Genomic DNA, 14,740 nt, shown 5'->3' on the forward strand with positions numbered 1-14,740 from the left:
AATTGGTCATGGCCCCGGAGCCGCAAATGCAAAGGACCCCGCCAAAAATGACGGGGTCCCATTAAAGGGCGGAGAAGCGCCCCGGGAAACACACCCTAGGGGCGAGTCAGCTGTGAGGAGAGAGGGTCCAGCCCGTCAGGCGGCGGTCGCGGCGCTCGCTCATCCGGTCGAGCAGCTTGCGCGCCAGACGCGAAACCTCGGACGCATGGGCCGGATCGGCGGCAAGATCGCGGGTCTCGTTCGGATCGGCCTTGAGGTCGAAGAGCATCGGCGGGACCCCGCCCCCGAAATGGACGTATTTCCACGCCGCCTCGCGCAGGATGGAGACGCCGCAGCGGTTCAGCGGCAGGTCCCAGGCGGCCTGGAAGCGGGTGGGCCTGCGCGGATCGCCGAAATCCGCCTCCAGCAGGGCTGCATCGCGCCAGCCGGTCGGGGTCTCGCCGGTGCAGAAAGGCAGCAGCGAGGCACCGTCCATCGCCTCGGGCGCGGCGCGGCCGATCCAGTCGAGCACGGTGGGCGCCAGATCGACACTTTCGGTGATCGCCTCCACGCGGGTGCCGCCGGGCTGGCCGGGCACGCGCAGGATCAGCGGCACGTGGTAGGCGGGTTCAAAGACGCTCTCCTTGCCCCACATCCGCTTGGCGCCCAGCATCTCGCCGTGATCGGCCGTCACGACGACCAGCGTGTTATCGGCCTGCCCGGTGACATCGAGCCAGTCGAGCACCCGGCCAAGGTGGTGATCTACCTCTGCCACGAGGCCGAGGTAGACCGCACGCAGTTCCGCCATCCGCGCCGCGCTCATCCCGGCGCAATCGCCATCGAAGCCGTGGTAGAGCCCCCCGAAGACCGGCCGGGAGAACCATGCGCTGACGAATGGATGATCCGGCGCAGCCAGTTCGGGCAGCGGCAGGCTGGCGGGATCGACCAGCCGATTGTAGGGCGCGGGCGCCAAAAGCGGTGGATGCGGGCGGATATAGGTCAGATGGGCAAACCACGCCTCACCCAGCCGGTGCCGTATGTCGAGCGCCGTCAGGGTGCGATCCGTGAGGTAGCAGGTGTCGGAATGCTCCGCCGCATAGGGCGCGGGATCGGAGGGGCGCCCCTCCCCCTGTGGCACGAAGAAGGAGGGCCAGTTGTCCGGCCCCATATGCACGTCGTAGCCCTTCTCGGCGAGGTAGCCGGGCCATTCCCGGCCATGTTCCAGCCGCATCTCCACCAGCTCCCGGAACCCCGGCGCGACCCCTTCGTAGACCGAGAGGTCCGGGTCCTCGGGATCGACGCCGGTCGGATCGGGCATCACGTCGGAATAGCCGAAGAGCAGCGGCTCGTAGCCGGACTTGCGGGCCTCGGTCGCGACGGTGGCGTGGTGCCGGGCCAGCGGCGCGCCGTTGCGCACCGCGCGGTGGTTCATCGCGTAAAGCCCGGTCAGCAGGCTGGCGCGCGCCGGGCCGCAGGGCACCGTCACCGTGAAGTGATTGGCGAAATAGGTCCCCTGCCCGCGCAGCCGGTCAAGGTTGGGCGTGGGCACATGGGCCGCGAGGTCGCCGTCCAGCACCGATGCCGCCAGCTGGTCCAGCGTGACCAGCAGCACGTTTCCCTTGGTCATCGTACCCCCGTGTCGTCCGCCATCTCTGCCGGCCACCCAAGCTGGCCCTCAGGCCGATTGCAGCGCCCCGTTCTCGGAGAAATCGAACTCCTCCGCGAAGTGGCAGGCCACCATATGTCCGGGGGCCATTTCGCGCAACTGGGGCCGCTCGGCCTTGCAGGCGTCGCGGGCAAAGCGGCAGCGGGTGTGGAACTTGCACCCCTTGGGCGGGTTTGCGGGCGACGGGATCTCGCCGGTCAGCTTCTCGGCCTCGCGGGTGTCGTCCGGGTCCAGCGAGGGGATCGCCGAGAGCAGCGCCGAGGTATAGGGATGCCGCGGCCGGGTGAAGAGCGACCGCGTCGGCGCCGTCTCCACGAGGTTGCCGAGGTACATCACCGCGACGTGGTCACAGGTATGGGCCACCACCGAGAGGTCGTGGCTGATGAAGAGGAAGGAGATCCCCATGTCGCGCTGGATCGTCTTGAGCAGGTTCAGCACGTCGGCCTGAATGGAGACGTCGAGCGCCGCGACGCTTTCATCCGCCACGATGAACTTCGGCCCCGAGACGAGCGCGCGGGCGATGGAGATCCGCTGCCGCTGACCGCCCGAGAAGGCGTGCGGAAAGCGGCGCAGGTGTTCGAGGTTGAGCCGGCATTTCGCGGCGATCTCGCGCACGCGGGCGTCGGTCTCGGCCCGGGTCTTGGTCAGGCCCATGACCTCCAGCGGCTCGGCGATGATGTCGCGCACGGTCATGCGCGGCGAGAGCGCGGCGTAAGGATCCTGGAAGATCAGCTGCGCGCGCTTGCGGTAGTCCTTCAGCTCCAGCCCCTTGATGGTGCGCAGGTCGTGGCTGACGTCCTCGTCGCGATAGAAGACCTCCCCCTCCGAGATCGGGGCCGCCTTCAGCAGCGCCCGCCCCAGCGTCGTCTTGCCAGAGCCGCTTTCGCCCACGAGGCCGAAGAAGCTGCCCTTCTCGATGTTGAGCGAGATGTTATCGACCGCCGACAGATAGGCGCGCGGGCCGAAGAGCCCCTTGCCGAGCGGATAATTGACCGAGAGGCTCTTGGCCTCGATGACCGGGTCTTTGCTCATGCGGCGCCCTCCTTGCTGTAGATGTCCTGCGCGAAGAGACAGGCCACGGACTGACCGTCGGGCAGCGTTTCGGCCTGCGGGACGACAGCGTCGCAGAGCCCCGGCTTGGCCAGCGGACAGCGGGTGTGGAAGACGCAACCCGCGGGCCGGTTCAGCGGCGACGGGATGTCGCCCGGCACCGGCGTCAGCGGCGCGTCGAGGTCCGACAGCTTGGGCAGCGCGTCGATCAGGCCGCGGGTATAGGGATGCCCCGGCGTGCGGATCACCTGCCGCACGGTCCCGGTCTCCACCAGCTTGCCAAGGTACATGACCGCCACCTTGTCCGCCGTCTGGGCGATGACGCCAAGGTCGTGGGTGATGAAGAGGATGCCCATGCCGAATTCGCGCACGAGGTCCTTCATCAGGTCGATAACCTGCGCCTGGATCGTCACGTCCAGCGCGGTGGTGGGCTCATCCGCGATCAGCAGCTTGGGCGAGGTCGAGAGCGCCATGGCGATCATCGCCCGCTGCCGCATCCCGCCCGAGAACTCGAAGGCATATTGCTCGAACCGGCGCGCGGGATCGGGGATGCCGACACGGTCCAGCATCTCGATCGCGTGTTTCCGGGCCTGCGATTTGGTCATCTTGGTGTGGATCAGCAGCTGTTCCACCATCTGCTGGCCCACGGTGATCGCGGGGGCGAAGGAGGCCATCGGCTCCTGGAAGATCATCGAGACGGCACCGCCCCGGATCGGCCCCATGTCACGCTCGCGCTTGAGCGAGAGCACCTCGACCGGCGCCTCGCCCGGCACGCCAAGGGTGATCGTGCTGCGCTCGTCATAGCGGGTGTTGCCGCCGTTGAGGCGCATCAGCGCCTTGGCGGTCACCGATTTGCCCGAGCCGCTTTCGCCCACCAGCCCGAGGATCTCCCCCGGTGCGATGTCGAAGGAGACATCCTCAACGGCGGTGATCAGGCCTTCGTCGGTGGCAAAGCGGATGGTCAGGTCCTGGACGGAGATCAGGCTCATTTCTTCGTCCCTCCGTAGGGATCGGCGGCATCCCTGAGCCCGTCACCCACGTAGACGAAGGCCATCACGAGGGCGATGAAGAAGAGCACGGGGATGAAGTACCATTGATAGTTCAGCAGGACATCGGCGGAGGTCGTATTCTGCAACATGACGCCAAGCGAATTGACCGGGTCCTTCAGCCCCAGCCCGATGAAGCTGAGCGCGGTTTCGGACAGCACGATGTAGGGGAAGGAAATCACCAGATCGACGATGATGTAGCTGGTGAAGGAGGGCAGCAGGTGCTTGCGGATGATATGACCCGCAGGCGCGCCGCAAAGCTGGGCCGCCAGCACGTATTCCTGGTTCCGCTCCACCAGCAGGTGCGTGCGCACCCGCCTTGCCAGCGTCGGCCAGTTGATGAAACCGATGATGATCGAGATGAAGAAGAACCGGGTTTCCGAGGACCATTCCTGCGGGATGAAGGCGGCGATCGCCATGAAGAGCGGGATCACCGGCACGGTTCGGATCGCATCCGTGACCATCTGGATGATCCCATCCGTCACGCCCCCGAAATAGCCGGACACCCCTCCGATCACGAGGGCGAGGACAAAGCTGATCAGCACCCCCAACGTGCCGACCGCCAGCGAGGTGTAGATCGCGTGCAGCGTGCGCGAGAAGATGTCCTTGCCGGTGTCATCGGTACCGAAAAGGTGGATGAAGCCCTTGTCCACGCCGAAGAGGTGGCGGTTGAAGGTCAGCGGCCCGAGGTCGTATTCCCAGCCTTCGACGAAGAAGTGGACATAGCGCCGGTCGGTCGGATCGACCTTGGTCACCCAGCGGAAGTTCGTCGCAAGCGACCGTTCGCGGGTCACGCCATAGATGAAGGGCCGCATGGAACAGCCCTGCTCGTCACAGAATTTCGGGATCTGGGGCGCGCCGTTGGTGTAGTCCTTGTCACGCCCCGCAACCGTCGGGTTGTAGGGCGACAGGAAGGGCGCGAAGAGCCCCATGAGCACCAGCACGATGAGGATCGTGGCGGCGACCATGGCGGTGCGGTTCTTCTTGAAACGGGCCCAGATGAGCTGTCGCTGCGAGGCGGTGAAATAGGCCTCGCGGGCGCGGCGGGCGACGGCGTCCTCGGTCTCGACGATCTCGACGTTGGGGCCTGTGGTGGCGGGGATTTTCTCGCTCATGTCGGGGCTCCCTTGGTCGTGTCGCAGGCCTTGGTCGGCGGGGTGGCGCGCTGCAGCGGCAGGTAGAGCGCCTCGGCGCGGGTCATCATGGTGTGCATCACGCGGCCCTCGCGATCCGGCAGGCGGGGCCATGGGTTGCGGTGCGCAGGGGACCGGTGCGATTGCATTCACGCAGTGCCGTCGCACGGCTCACCGTCTGCGGGCCATCAAAGTGGCTCTTCAGCGCAGGGCCAAGGCCCTGCGCCGCGCCCGACCCTCCCCCCAGGGAGGGCGCTCTGCGCCCCCCCTCGGGTCGGGCGCGCGGCGGCAGATGAACGGTGATCTCGCATGGCTTCAGGCGCATCCTCATCCCCCCATCACCGATTTCCGGACCCGCGGGTCGATCAGCGCAAGCGCGATATCGGTCACGAAGTTCAGCCCCACGATGGTCGCCGTCAGCAGGAAGATGATCGCCCCCGCCAACTGCTGGTCATTGGACCGCGCCAGCGACTCCAGCAGGAGCGAGCCCGCCTCGGTCAGGGTCAGGATCATCGCCACGATGGGCAGCTCGTTGAAAATCCGGTTCAGGTCGAAGCCGAGCGAGTTCACGATCGGCCCGAGCGCATGGCGCGCCGGATAGCGCCAGAGCAGCCGTCGGCCAAAGAGCCCGCGCGCCCGGGCCGCAGTGACATAGAGCTTGTCGTTCTCGTCCAGCATCAGCGCCCGCACGGTCTGCAGCGCAAAGGCCGTGGCCGACCAGCCGAGGATGAAGACCGGTAGCCAGGCGCGGCTCAGGAAATCGCCCAGCTTGGCCAGGCTCCAGGGCGCATCCCGGTAGGCGTTGGAGAAGAGGCCGGTCATGGAATCCCCGAACATCACCGTCGAGAAGAGCATGATCATGAGCGCCAGAAGGAAGTTCGGCATGGCGAGGCCGAGGTAGCTGACAAAGCGCAGCGAGCCGTTGAGGAAGGCCGACCTTGATGAGGCCGACAATATCCCCACGGGTATCGCGATCAGGTAGGCCAGGATCAGCGAGGCGAAACAGATCGCCGCCGAGATCAGGAACTTGTCGCCCAGCAGGTCATTGATGTTGAGCCGCAGGATACAGCTGTCCCCGAACTCGCCCTTCAGGAAGACATTGCCGACCCAGCTGCCCCAGCGGATCAGGAACGGCCGGTCGAGGCCGAGACGACGTTCCTCCGCCTCGATATCGGCGATGGAGATGCCCGACCCTTGGGTGTTCTTGAAGGCGAGGTAACGTTCGGCACATGTCCCCGGCACAAGCTCCATGAGCGAGAAGACGATGAGCGAGACAAGCAGCAGCGTGAACAGCGCCATGGCGGCGCGCACGGCGGCGAAACGGGCGAATTGCAGCATGGGCTCCGATCCGGCTGGGGGCGGCACGCGTGCCGCCACGTGGCGGAGGCCCCGGGCGGTGACGCCGCCCGGGGTCGGGTCTTACGAGGTCCGGATCACTCGTCCAGCCACCACTGGGCGGCAAGATAGGGATAGGTCCGGTAGTATTCGTAGGACTGGGTCTTGAACTCGGCCATGTTTTTCAGGGCGTTACGCGAATAGATCACGTTGGGCGCCTGAACCGTGCCGATGAAGAGCAGGTTCTCGGTCATGGTCTTGGCCATCTTGGCGCCGATCGCCGCCTGCTCTTCCGAGCCGGGGGTTGCACCCTGGAAGGCGTTCACGTCGTCCATCAGCTCCTTGACGAAGGCCGGCGGCTCGACACCGCTGGCGCCGCCGCTTTCGACCCATTCGGCCCACAGCATGCCGGTGCGGTGCGCAAAGTAGTTCTCGAAGGGCGGCACCCAGAGCTCGTTGTTGCCCAGAACGATGGCGACCGGCTGGCCCTTCTCCCACATGCCCACGTCGAGCTGGTTGGAGGATTGCGCCGAGCGGTATTCGTCCGGGGTGACTTCCTTGACCGCGGTCTGCACGCCCACGTCGGCCCAGTACTGGGCGACCAGTTCGACAACCTCGCCGCCGATGCCCTGCGTGGCGAACTGCATGTTCAGCACGATCTTCTCGCCGTTGGGCAGCTCGCGGTAGCCGTCCCCGTCGGTGTCGACCATGCCGATGCCGTCCAGCATCGTCTTGGCGCTCTCGGGGTCATATTCGGCATAGAGCGAGGTCAGCTCGGGGTCGACGAAGCTGGGCGTCGGCGAGAAGCCGATGAACTGCTTGGGTTCGCCCTGACCGAAGAAGGAGGTCTCGTTAAGCTCGTCGCGGTTGATGGCGATCGACATCGCCTTGCGGAACTCGAGATTGCCGAAGACCTCGCGCTTGCCCTCGTCGGCCGAGGTCACGTTGAACGAGAAGGTCGGCATCGCGATGGTCGGCTTCAGCTGGATCGCGTAATCGCCTTTTTCCTGGCTTTCCAGAAGGATAGGCGCCGCAGCTAGCGTAAGGGATTGAGATTTGTAATCCACTTCGCCGTTGACCAGCTTCAGGATCCGCACCTCGTTGTCGTTGGCGTAAAGCTCATCCTGACGCGAGATGTAGGGCAGCTGCTGGCCGGTGGTGTCCACCATGAAGAAGTAGGGGTTGGCCACCAGCTTGCGGCCCTCGGTGGTCTCCGAGACGTAGATGTGGCTTTCCAGCGTCGGATAGGTGTCCTTGGCCAGTTTGCCCACCTTGTCGGGGCTGTTCAGCATCGGCGTCGGCGTGTCGGTCCAGTCCGAGTTGCCGAAGTAGGCGGTGATCACGGCAAGGCCGTTCTCGAAGCCCGCTTCCTGCGCCAGCTTGTCCGCGTCGGGGTTGATGTCGGGGTGATACTGGCCAAGGAAATGCTTGGGCAGGAAGGCCTGCGCGAAGGTGGTGGCGAAGTGTGCCAGCAGGCCCGGCTTGGGCGACGGCAGGTTGAAGATGACGGTTTCGTCGTCGGGCGTTTCCAGCGTCATCGGCTCGCCGGCCACAAGGACGTAGTCCTTGGGCTTCTCGATCACCTTGGGATCGAGGGCGATGTTGTCATACCAGAACTTCACGTCGGCCGAGGTGAAGGGCGCGCCGTCCGACCACTTGTGGCCCTTGCGCAGGTGGAAGGTCAGCTGGGTGAAATCCGCGTTCCATTCCCACGACTTGGCCACGCTCGGCACGATGGTCTGCAGGTCGTCGGCATAGCGCACGAGGTTCACGTGACGCACCGACAGGAAGTCGGAGGTGCCCGCCTCGGTCGCGTTGGAGAGCGCGCGCAGCGTCCCGCCATAGCTGCCGACGGAGGCATAGGGCACGACCACCAGCGGCTCTTCCGGCAGGCGCTCGGCCAGCGGGGGCAGCTCGGGGTTGCCGCGGATCGCGGCGTTCAGTTCGACCATCTCGGGGTTTTCCGAGAAGGTCATCTCGCAGCTTGCGGCGGCGGTGAAATCCGCCAGTTCCATCTGCTGGCTGAAATCGCCGGGCGTGACGCCCATCATGTCAGCCTGGGTGACCGCAGGACATTCGGCAAATGCCGTGCCCGCCATCAGCGAACCGGCAGCTGCCGTCAGCAGCAGAGTCCTCATGCGTGTCGTCATTGGATTTATTCCTCCATTCCGTGGGATCATGGCCAGGTTTGTCCCGGTCCTTGATGTCACTCGCGTGACACGGGTGATCTGTGTACACCTCGCGAGGATGTTGCGAGGGCCCGCGCCCACGCGTCAAGCATCACGCGAATGAGAGCGGCGGAATGAAGTTCGTGCGCGAACGAATTGGGCAGCAAGACGGTTGACCCTGCGGCAGGTCCACACGGGCGTCAGCGACGCGGCAGAAGCACCCGGCGCAGCCGGCCCTGAAGCCAGGGTTCCGGCCCGCGCGTAATGACATAGGCCAGCCCCAGCGTGGCGGCCAGCGTTACGCCGATCACGACGAGCGACTGGTCCGTGTAGCGCTCCAGCAGCGGCACGAGATACATGCCGAGCGTGAAGTGACACAGGTAGATCGGGTAGGACATCAGCCCCAGCAGCGGCGAAGTCCGGGCCATCGGCAGGGCCGCGATCCGCCGGTTGGCCACCACGCTGACTTGCAGCGCCAGCACCATGGCCAGGAAGATCGTCAGCGGCACGAGGGAGCCCTGCCCCATGCCCGACTTGGCATAGATCTCGCCCATGCCGAAGATGATGGCGATGCGGAAGGTCGCCAGCCGCAGCGGCGTCTCGCCCAGCCGGTGCATCGCGGAAAGCGCCATGCCCGCGGCGAAGAACACCCCGTGATGGAGCAGGACAAGCTTGAAGCCGAACCAGCTGAGCTGTGCCTGAAGCGCCGGGGCCTTGATCGCGCTCAGGACATAGAGGCCGAGGAAGGCCGCACTGAACAGCGTGAGCAGCAAGGCCCCGACATCCAGTGTGACCCGCCGTGCGATCCCCATCTTGCCGGTCAGCCAGATCGCGGTGCCGATGAGGATGTAGAACACGCCCTCCACCACCAGCGTCCAGACCACCCCGTCAATGTAAGGGCCCTTGGGAGAGAGGAAAAACGCCCGCAGCCAATCCGCGAGGCGGGCGTCCAGCGGCTCCCCCCAGGCGAGCCGGATGAAGAGCGCCAGCGTGGTGCAAATCCAGAGCGTCGGCAGGATCCGCACCGCCCGCTTGCCCGCGAAACGCGAGACACTGCCCTGCCGCAGGCTGGCCGAGATCACGTAGCCGGAGATCACGAAGAAGACCTGCACCCCGACCCAGCCGGCCCATGTCAGCTGCGACAGGACCGGAAAGGCGCGCTCGTCGATGGGCGGATCGAAAACCGGCACATCGGCGCCATAGGTGCCCATGTGGTAGAAGACGACCATCATGGCCGCCGCAAAGCGCATGAGGTCCATGCCATAGATATGAGACTGCGCCGCCGTCCCGGCCGTCGCGTCAGGCCCGCTCAGGGAGCCGGTACCGATCGTCTGGACGTCACTGCGCATCGTCATCTTTACATCTCCAGCACTCGGGTCGGATCAATCCGGCCCCGCGCGACATCCGCGAGGGCCAGAAGGTTGCCTTTGAGCCGCCCCCAGCGGTCGACCCAGGGTTCGGGGAACGGGGTCCGCAGGATATTCTTGCCGAGGTTCCCCAGCATCAGCCGGAAGGCGCGGCGCGGGGCCAGCGTGCCCTTGCGGATCATGTAGACGGGGTTGATGATCTGCGAATAACCCAGCTTCTTGCCCGGCGAGCGCCCGGTCTTGGTGCCCAGGTGGACGCCGCGCGTGGCCTCTGCCTTCACGATCCGGCCATGGGCCGCCAGCCGGCGCGAGAAATCCACGTCCTCCAGCCAGCCATAAAGCGGCAGGTCCTCGTCAAAGCGCAAATCGTGGGCAAGCGCCGGGCCGGTGCGGAAGGCCATATTGCAGCCATAGCCGTTGTAGGCCTCGCTCAGCCCGCTGCCCGCAGGCTGGCGCAGCCCCTCTGCAAGGCGATCCCGCCCCATTTCATGGTCGAAGCCCGCCCCGCCGATCCCGTCGGCCAGCACCGTGCCGGTCAGCATCACCACATCGGCGTTGGCGGCAAAGATCTCCTCGCAGCGGCGCAGGTAATCCGGGGCCAGCAGGAAATCGTCGTCGATCATCATCACGACATCCTCGGGGCCGCAGGCCTCGATCATGCGATTTCTCTGCTTTGTCAGCCCCTTGGGCCCTTCCAGCACCTCGACCGGGAACGGCAGGCCCAGCACGGCCTCCGGCTCCAGATCGCCCTCGCCGCCGACGCTCAGCAACAGCGCATCGGGCAGCCGCTCCTGCAGGGTCAGGGCGCGGATCGTCTCCGTCAGGATGGGCGCACGGCCCGTGGTGGCGATGCCGACAAGCAATCTCATTTTGAACACATTCCGGTCAACCTTACGCTCCGAATCGTCTGCTTTAAGGAGGCTACCAACGAAGCGGCCCTGCTTCCGACCCAAAGTTCCTCAAGTGGCCCCCACCACCGGAACCCAAAGACCGAAGGACAGACCCAGATGGCATATGTTGCTGATCTCACCTACAAGGCCTCCTCCGAGAAACGCTCGGACGCGTCGACCGGTCGTCTGATGCGGCTGGCCGTGGTTGCGGGTTGCGCCGTCTTCTGGGGCGGCATGGCGACGGTCGTCTTCGGCTGACACAGCCCTCCGGAGGGCCCTTTCAAGGGCAGGCTCCGGCAGGCCCCGCGCGGCGGGGCAACGCCTTTGAGGCACGACGGTCTCAGAGGCAGAGGTGCAAAGGCGGATCACCGCGGCGCACCGAGGAAGCAAAGGCTTCACCGCCAGACATGGCGACAGAGGCATCCGGACTTGGGATCGGCCCGAATGAAAATGGGCAGAGGATCGTGAGCCCCTGCCCTGATCTTCAGACAAATTTGATAGATTGCGAGACCCGGGGCCGGATCAGCTGCCGCACGTCAAAACGCGCAGCCTGTGTCGGGATGGGTCAGCGGGCGCCAACCTGGAACAGAACGATGATGGCCGTCTTTGCCATGATCCGCAGATCGCCGACGAACGTGCGGTTTTCCACGTAATCCACATCGAGGTCCACACGTTCAGCGTAGCTGGTGTTGGAGCGGCCGGAGACCTGCCATGCGCCGGTCAGGCCGGGACGCACGGATTTGTAGGCTTCGAAGTGATCGCCGTAGAAGCGGGCCTCTTCAGCCACCACCGGGCGCGGGCCAACGATCGACATGTCGCCGCGCAGCACGTTGATCAGCTGGGGCAGTTCGTCGAGCGAGCTCTTGCGCAGGAAATTTCCGAGGACGTGCAGACGCGGATCCTTGGTCAGCTTCCGCTGGGTGAGCCATTCCTGACGAATGACCTCGTCCTCTTCCAGAAGCTTGGCAAGACGTGCGTCGGCATCGCGCACCATGGTGCGGAACTTGAGGCATTTGAACGGCTTACCGTTCAGACCCACCCGCTCATGCGCAAAGAGGATCGGGCGACCGTCGGCAATCCAGATGACAAGCGCCACGCCCAGAAGGAACGGAGCAAAGAACAGGAGTGCGGCCGCAGACAAAACAACATCAGTCAGGCGCTTCGGGTCGAGTTTCCGCGACCGGGCCTGCCCGCTGGTCGGCACAGGACGGAGCATCCCGAAGGGACGCTTCGCCTCGAACGCCGTGAGGTGATAATCTTCAACAGACATGAGCAGCTGGTCGCCGAAACGACCCCTTCCTATCAAATGTGCCCCCACACACCGAACTGGATAACGACGAGTTAACCTGTTGGGACGATTCACGCGACCGTTTCGAGATGGACAAACTGTTCACGTCACAAAAACAATCCGTTTAGGTCACCCTGCCAACACATTCTCGCCATGTTTCAGGGAGCTTAAACATAGTCGCTTTGTAATATGTGCCGCCACTGCTCTTCGGTATAGGTCAGCTACCCCGTTGAACACATTGACAGCTCGCAACCGCAAACGTTACTCCGGCTGCATCTACAGGCCTTCCCTAAACAAAACAAGGACTCTGGCGATCAAGCCCGAGTGAGCAACGCAACGTGACGAGCGCCAAAGGTTCTGCCCCGTCCCGCCGCAAGGGGCTGATCGGGTCCGGTGTGATGACCGCGCTCGAGCGGGTGATTTCCCAAGCCTGCCAGCTGGCCATTTTCATCATTGCGGCGCGGCTTCTGTCGCCTGCCGAATTCGGCGCCTTTGCCCTTGTGTCCGCCATTGCCATCATCCTGCTGCGCGTGGCCGAGGTCGGATGGGCACCCTACATCATGTCCTGGTCTGGCGATTCCCGCGTGCCCCGGCAGGTGCTGGCGCTTGCGATCCTCGCCGGTCTCGTCGTCGGCGCGGCTGGCGTGGCGATCGGCTATGCCCTGCCGCTGGCCGGGCTGGCGGTGGAGACGGGCCACCTCTTCTCCCTCTTCTCGTTCTGGGTCTTCCTCGCCACGATCTCCTCGGCGCAGAAGGGCGTGATGATCTGGGAGAGCAAGCTGAAGGCCTCCGCCATCTGCGAGATCACCGGGGAACTGGCCGGGCTGGTCGTCGCGGTCACGGCGCTTCTGCAGGGCGCGGGGCTCTTCTCGCTGGCCTTCGGGCGGCTTGCCTATCAGAGCACCCATCTCGCGCTCAGCTTCGTCTTCACCCGCATGGCCCCCAGCCTGGGGATGCCCAAGGCCGAGCGGCGCGATCTCTGGGCCTTCTCTGCCCGGATGTTCACCAGCCGGCTGATCATCAACGTGCGCCTCTACGTGGCGACCTTCATTATCGGCGGGTTCCTCGGGCCGGCGGCCGTCGGCTATTACCGCGCGGCGGAACGGCTGGTCGGCGCGGTCGGAGAGATCGTGTCGGTGCCAACGCAGGTGCTGGCGTGGAACCTCTTCCGTCAGGCCCGCGATGCCCATGACGGCACAACCGCCGGGTTCCAGTCCGCGGCCAACATCTTCTTCAAGATCCTCGCCGCCATCGCCCTGCCCGTCTTCATGTGGGTGGCCGTCATGGCCGGGGACATCGTGCATGGCCTGCTGGGCGAGGAATGGTTGCCCGCGCTGCACGTGGTCGCCATCCTCTCTGCCGCCCGGGCGATCGCCCTCGTCGGTGTCGTGACCGAGCCGGTGCTGACCATCGCCGGAGAGGTCGGGCGCCTGCCATGGCTCACCGCGCGGCTGATGATCGTCACCGTCGCCCTGACCCTTGGCGCCGCCACCACGGGCGGGCTGCTGGCCGTGGCCTGGGCTCAGGTGGCGATTGCGGCGATCACCCTTGTGATCACCCTGCCGATGCTGCGCCGCTATGCCGGGATCGACGGGCTGGAGGTCGCGGGCCATTGCACCCGCCTGCTGCTGCCCCTGGCGGCCGCGGCGGCCATCCTGCTCTGGGAGCGCGAGGCCGACCTGCTGCCGCAGATCAATCCGCTGCTCCATGCCTTCGTGGTGGCCCTGCCGTCGCTCGTGGTCTACGTTGCCCTGACCTTGTTGGTGGAACCCGCGCTGCGTGCCCCGATCCTCGCACGGCTGCGCCGCAGGAAGGGCGCGGCATGAGTATTTTGGGACAGATGAAGCGCGGCGCAAAGCGCGCCGCCGAACCGGTGACGGCCGCCCTCGCGCGGGCCTCGGTCCATGGTCCGCGACCGCCGCGCTTTGCCGGGGCCTTTGACAGCTACGAGGCCGCTCTCGCCTCGCTCCCCGCCCGGACACTGGCCGGATACGACCACGACGAGGTGGCCGAGATCTCCTTCGAGGCGATGACGCGGGTCGAGCTTTGGGATTATCCCGTGTTCCACTGGATCGGCGCCCTGCTGCCCGAGGGCGGGTCCCTAGTCGATTTCGGCGGTCACATGGGGACCAAGCATATCGCCTTCGCCCCCTACCTCGACATGGCGCGCTATGACTGGACGGTCTGCGACCTGCCCGCGATCATCCGGGCGGCGCGGCGCGCGCAAGCCGCCGGTCGCCTGCCGGAAGCGATCCGCTTCGAGGATGACCTCGCGGCCTGCCCCGCGCCCGATCTCTTCCTCGCCTCCGGCGTGATGCAGTATTTCCCCGGCGGCCTCGGTGCCGTCCTCGCCCCGCTGGCCGCCCTGCCCGCGCGGGTGATCCTGAACAAGGTCGCCCTGCGCGACGGCCCTCAGGTGGTCACGCTGGAGAAGATCGGCGCCGCCCGCGTGCCCTATCAGATCCGCTCCGAGGCGGCCTTCGTTGCCGAGATCGAAACGCTGGGCTACCGCATCGCCGACCGCTGGGAGATCGAGCCCCTGTCGCACCGCATCCCCACCCATCCGCGACTCGGATCCAGCCGCAGCACCGGCTTTGTTCTGACACGGTAAGGCCCGGTTCCCGGCGAAACGCCGCCGATTGCCCGGACGAATTTCAACAGACCGGCAATTCAGGCGGAACTGTGCAGAACGGGGTCAACCAAGGCGAAAGTGTGGCGACGGTATGGCCTTTGCCCGACACCTGCCTGAACAATTTGTTGATCGGCGTGAAATTCCCTCGATTACACATACTTATGCCCTGATCCCAGGGAATGATCA

The 14,740-nt window shown here is 65.5% G+C and carries 13 protein-coding genes; 3 read left to right on the forward strand and 10 right to left on the reverse strand.

Annotated elements, in window-relative coordinates; translation table 11 throughout:
- Positions 1-106 precede the first annotated feature (106 nt).
- The 9 genes from LCM32_RS15085 to LCM32_RS15125 all read right to left on the reverse strand — a co-directional run bounded on the left by LCM32_RS15085 (position 107) and on the right by LCM32_RS15125 (position 10,613).
- Positions 107-1,606 carry a sulfatase-like hydrolase/transferase gene (locus LCM32_RS15085; RefSeq protein ID WP_224821906.1) on the reverse strand — a complete coding sequence of 500 codons (1,500 nt, stop codon included), beginning with the start codon at positions 1,604-1,606 and terminating at the stop codon, positions 107-109.
- Between the two features lie 48 nt (positions 1,607-1,654).
- Positions 1,655-2,677 (reverse strand): ABC transporter ATP-binding protein, encoded by a 1,023-nt coding sequence (locus LCM32_RS15090; RefSeq protein WP_224821907.1) that lies wholly within the window; start codon positions 2,675-2,677, stop codon positions 1,655-1,657.
- Positions 2,674-3,684, reverse strand: coding sequence for an ABC transporter ATP-binding protein (locus LCM32_RS15095; protein ID WP_224821908.1), 1,011 nt, complete (start codon positions 3,682-3,684; stop codon positions 2,674-2,676). The genes LCM32_RS15090 and LCM32_RS15095 overlap by 4 nt, the downstream gene beginning before the upstream one ends.
- The gene (locus LCM32_RS15100; protein ID WP_224821909.1) at positions 3,681-4,856 is read right to left on the reverse strand and encodes an ABC transporter permease; all 1,176 of its coding nucleotides are present in this window, start codon (positions 4,854-4,856) and stop codon (positions 3,681-3,683) included. The genes LCM32_RS15095 and LCM32_RS15100 overlap by 4 nt, the downstream gene beginning before the upstream one ends.
- Positions 4,853-5,023 (reverse strand): hypothetical protein, encoded by a 171-nt coding sequence (locus LCM32_RS15105; protein ID WP_224821910.1) that lies wholly within the window; start codon positions 5,021-5,023, stop codon positions 4,853-4,855. The genes LCM32_RS15100 and LCM32_RS15105 overlap by 4 nt, the downstream gene beginning before the upstream one ends.
- Before the next feature lie 178 nt (positions 5,024-5,201).
- Positions 5,202-6,212, reverse strand: coding sequence for an ABC transporter permease (locus tag LCM32_RS15110; protein WP_224821911.1), 1,011 nt, complete (start codon positions 6,210-6,212; stop codon positions 5,202-5,204).
- Positions 6,213-6,307: 95 nt separating this feature from the next.
- The gene (locus LCM32_RS15115; RefSeq protein WP_224821912.1) at positions 6,308-8,347 is read right to left on the reverse strand and encodes an ABC transporter substrate-binding protein; all 2,040 of its coding nucleotides are present in this window, start codon (positions 8,345-8,347) and stop codon (positions 6,308-6,310) included.
- Between the two features lie 230 nt (positions 8,348-8,577).
- Complete coding sequence (locus LCM32_RS15120; RefSeq protein WP_224821913.1) at positions 8,578-9,732, reverse strand: acyltransferase family protein; 1,155 nt, start codon at positions 9,730-9,732, stop codon at positions 8,578-8,580.
- 2 nt (positions 9,733-9,734) lie between these two features.
- A complete protein-coding gene (locus tag LCM32_RS15125) occupies positions 9,735-10,613 on the reverse strand; it encodes a glycosyltransferase family 2 protein (RefSeq protein WP_224821914.1) in 879 nt (292 codons plus the stop codon).
- A 138-nt stretch (positions 10,614-10,751) separates the two neighbouring features.
- On the opposite strand from LCM32_RS15125, the gene LCM32_RS15130 reads away from it, so the two are divergent.
- Positions 10,752-10,892, forward strand: coding sequence for a hypothetical protein (locus tag LCM32_RS15130; RefSeq protein ID WP_224821915.1), 141 nt, complete (start codon positions 10,752-10,754; stop codon positions 10,890-10,892).
- Between the two features lie 307 nt (positions 10,893-11,199).
- On the opposite strand, the gene LCM32_RS15135 is transcribed toward LCM32_RS15130, so the two are convergent.
- The gene (locus LCM32_RS15135) at positions 11,200-11,904 is read right to left on the reverse strand and encodes a sugar transferase (RefSeq protein ID WP_224821916.1); all 705 of its coding nucleotides are present in this window, start codon (positions 11,902-11,904) and stop codon (positions 11,200-11,202) included.
- A gap of 356 nt (positions 11,905-12,260) precedes the next feature.
- Here LCM32_RS15135 and LCM32_RS15140 point away from each other — a divergent pair, with 356 nt between their 5' ends.
- Together LCM32_RS15140 and LCM32_RS15145 are read left to right on the forward strand one after the other, a co-directional pair.
- Entirely contained in the window at positions 12,261-13,748 is a 1,488-nt protein-coding gene (locus tag LCM32_RS15140; RefSeq protein ID WP_224821917.1) for an oligosaccharide flippase family protein, read from the forward strand.
- Positions 13,745-14,533 (forward strand): methyltransferase, TIGR04325 family, encoded by a 789-nt coding sequence (locus tag LCM32_RS15145; RefSeq protein ID WP_224821918.1) that lies wholly within the window; start codon positions 13,745-13,747, stop codon positions 14,531-14,533. The genes LCM32_RS15140 and LCM32_RS15145 overlap by 4 nt, the downstream gene beginning before the upstream one ends.
- The last annotated feature ends 207 nt before the right edge of the window (positions 14,534-14,740 follow it).

The sequence above is a fragment of the Pseudooceanicola nanhaiensis genome (assembly GCF_020171315.1).
Lineage (GTDB): Bacteria > Pseudomonadota > Alphaproteobacteria > Rhodobacterales > Rhodobacteraceae > Pseudooceanicola > Pseudooceanicola nanhaiensis_A.

What these genes read in the sequence shown, in the direction of transcription:
- LCM32_RS15085 (WP_224821906.1), bottom strand. Translation starts at nt 1,606, where the DNA reads ATGACCAAGGGAAACGTGCTGCTGGTCACGCTGGACCAGCTGGCGGCA.
- LCM32_RS15090 (WP_224821907.1), bottom strand. Translation starts at nt 2,677, where the DNA reads ATGAGCAAAGACCCGGTCATCGAGGCCAAGAGCCTCTCGGTCAATTAT.
- LCM32_RS15095 (WP_224821908.1), bottom strand. Translation starts at nt 3,684, where the DNA reads ATGAGCCTGATCTCCGTCCAGGACCTGACCATCCGCTTTGCCACCGAC.
- LCM32_RS15100 (WP_224821909.1), bottom strand. Translation starts at nt 4,856, where the DNA reads ATGAGCGAGAAAATCCCCGCCACCACAGGCCCCAACGTCGAGATCGTC.
- LCM32_RS15105 (WP_224821910.1), bottom strand. Translation starts at nt 5,023, where the DNA reads ATGCAATCGCACCGGTCCCCTGCGCACCGCAACCCATGGCCCCGCCTG.
- LCM32_RS15110 (WP_224821911.1), bottom strand. Translation starts at nt 6,212, where the DNA reads ATGCTGCAATTCGCCCGTTTCGCCGCCGTGCGCGCCGCCATGGCGCTG.
- LCM32_RS15115 (WP_224821912.1), bottom strand. Translation starts at nt 8,347, where the DNA reads ATGAGGACTCTGCTGCTGACGGCAGCTGCCGGTTCGCTGATGGCGGGC.
- LCM32_RS15120 (WP_224821913.1), bottom strand. Translation starts at nt 9,732, where the DNA reads ATGACGATGCGCAGTGACGTCCAGACGATCGGTACCGGCTCCCTGAGC.
- LCM32_RS15125 (WP_224821914.1), bottom strand. Translation starts at nt 10,613, where the DNA reads ATGAGATTGCTTGTCGGCATCGCCACCACGGGCCGTGCGCCCATCCTG.
- LCM32_RS15130 (WP_224821915.1), top strand. Translation starts at nt 10,752, where the DNA reads ATGGCATATGTTGCTGATCTCACCTACAAGGCCTCCTCCGAGAAACGC.
- LCM32_RS15135 (WP_224821916.1), bottom strand. Translation starts at nt 11,904, where the DNA reads ATGTCTGTTGAAGATTATCACCTCACGGCGTTCGAGGCGAAGCGTCCC.
- LCM32_RS15145 (WP_224821918.1), top strand. Translation starts at nt 13,745, where the DNA reads ATGAGTATTTTGGGACAGATGAAGCGCGGCGCAAAGCGCGCCGCCGAA.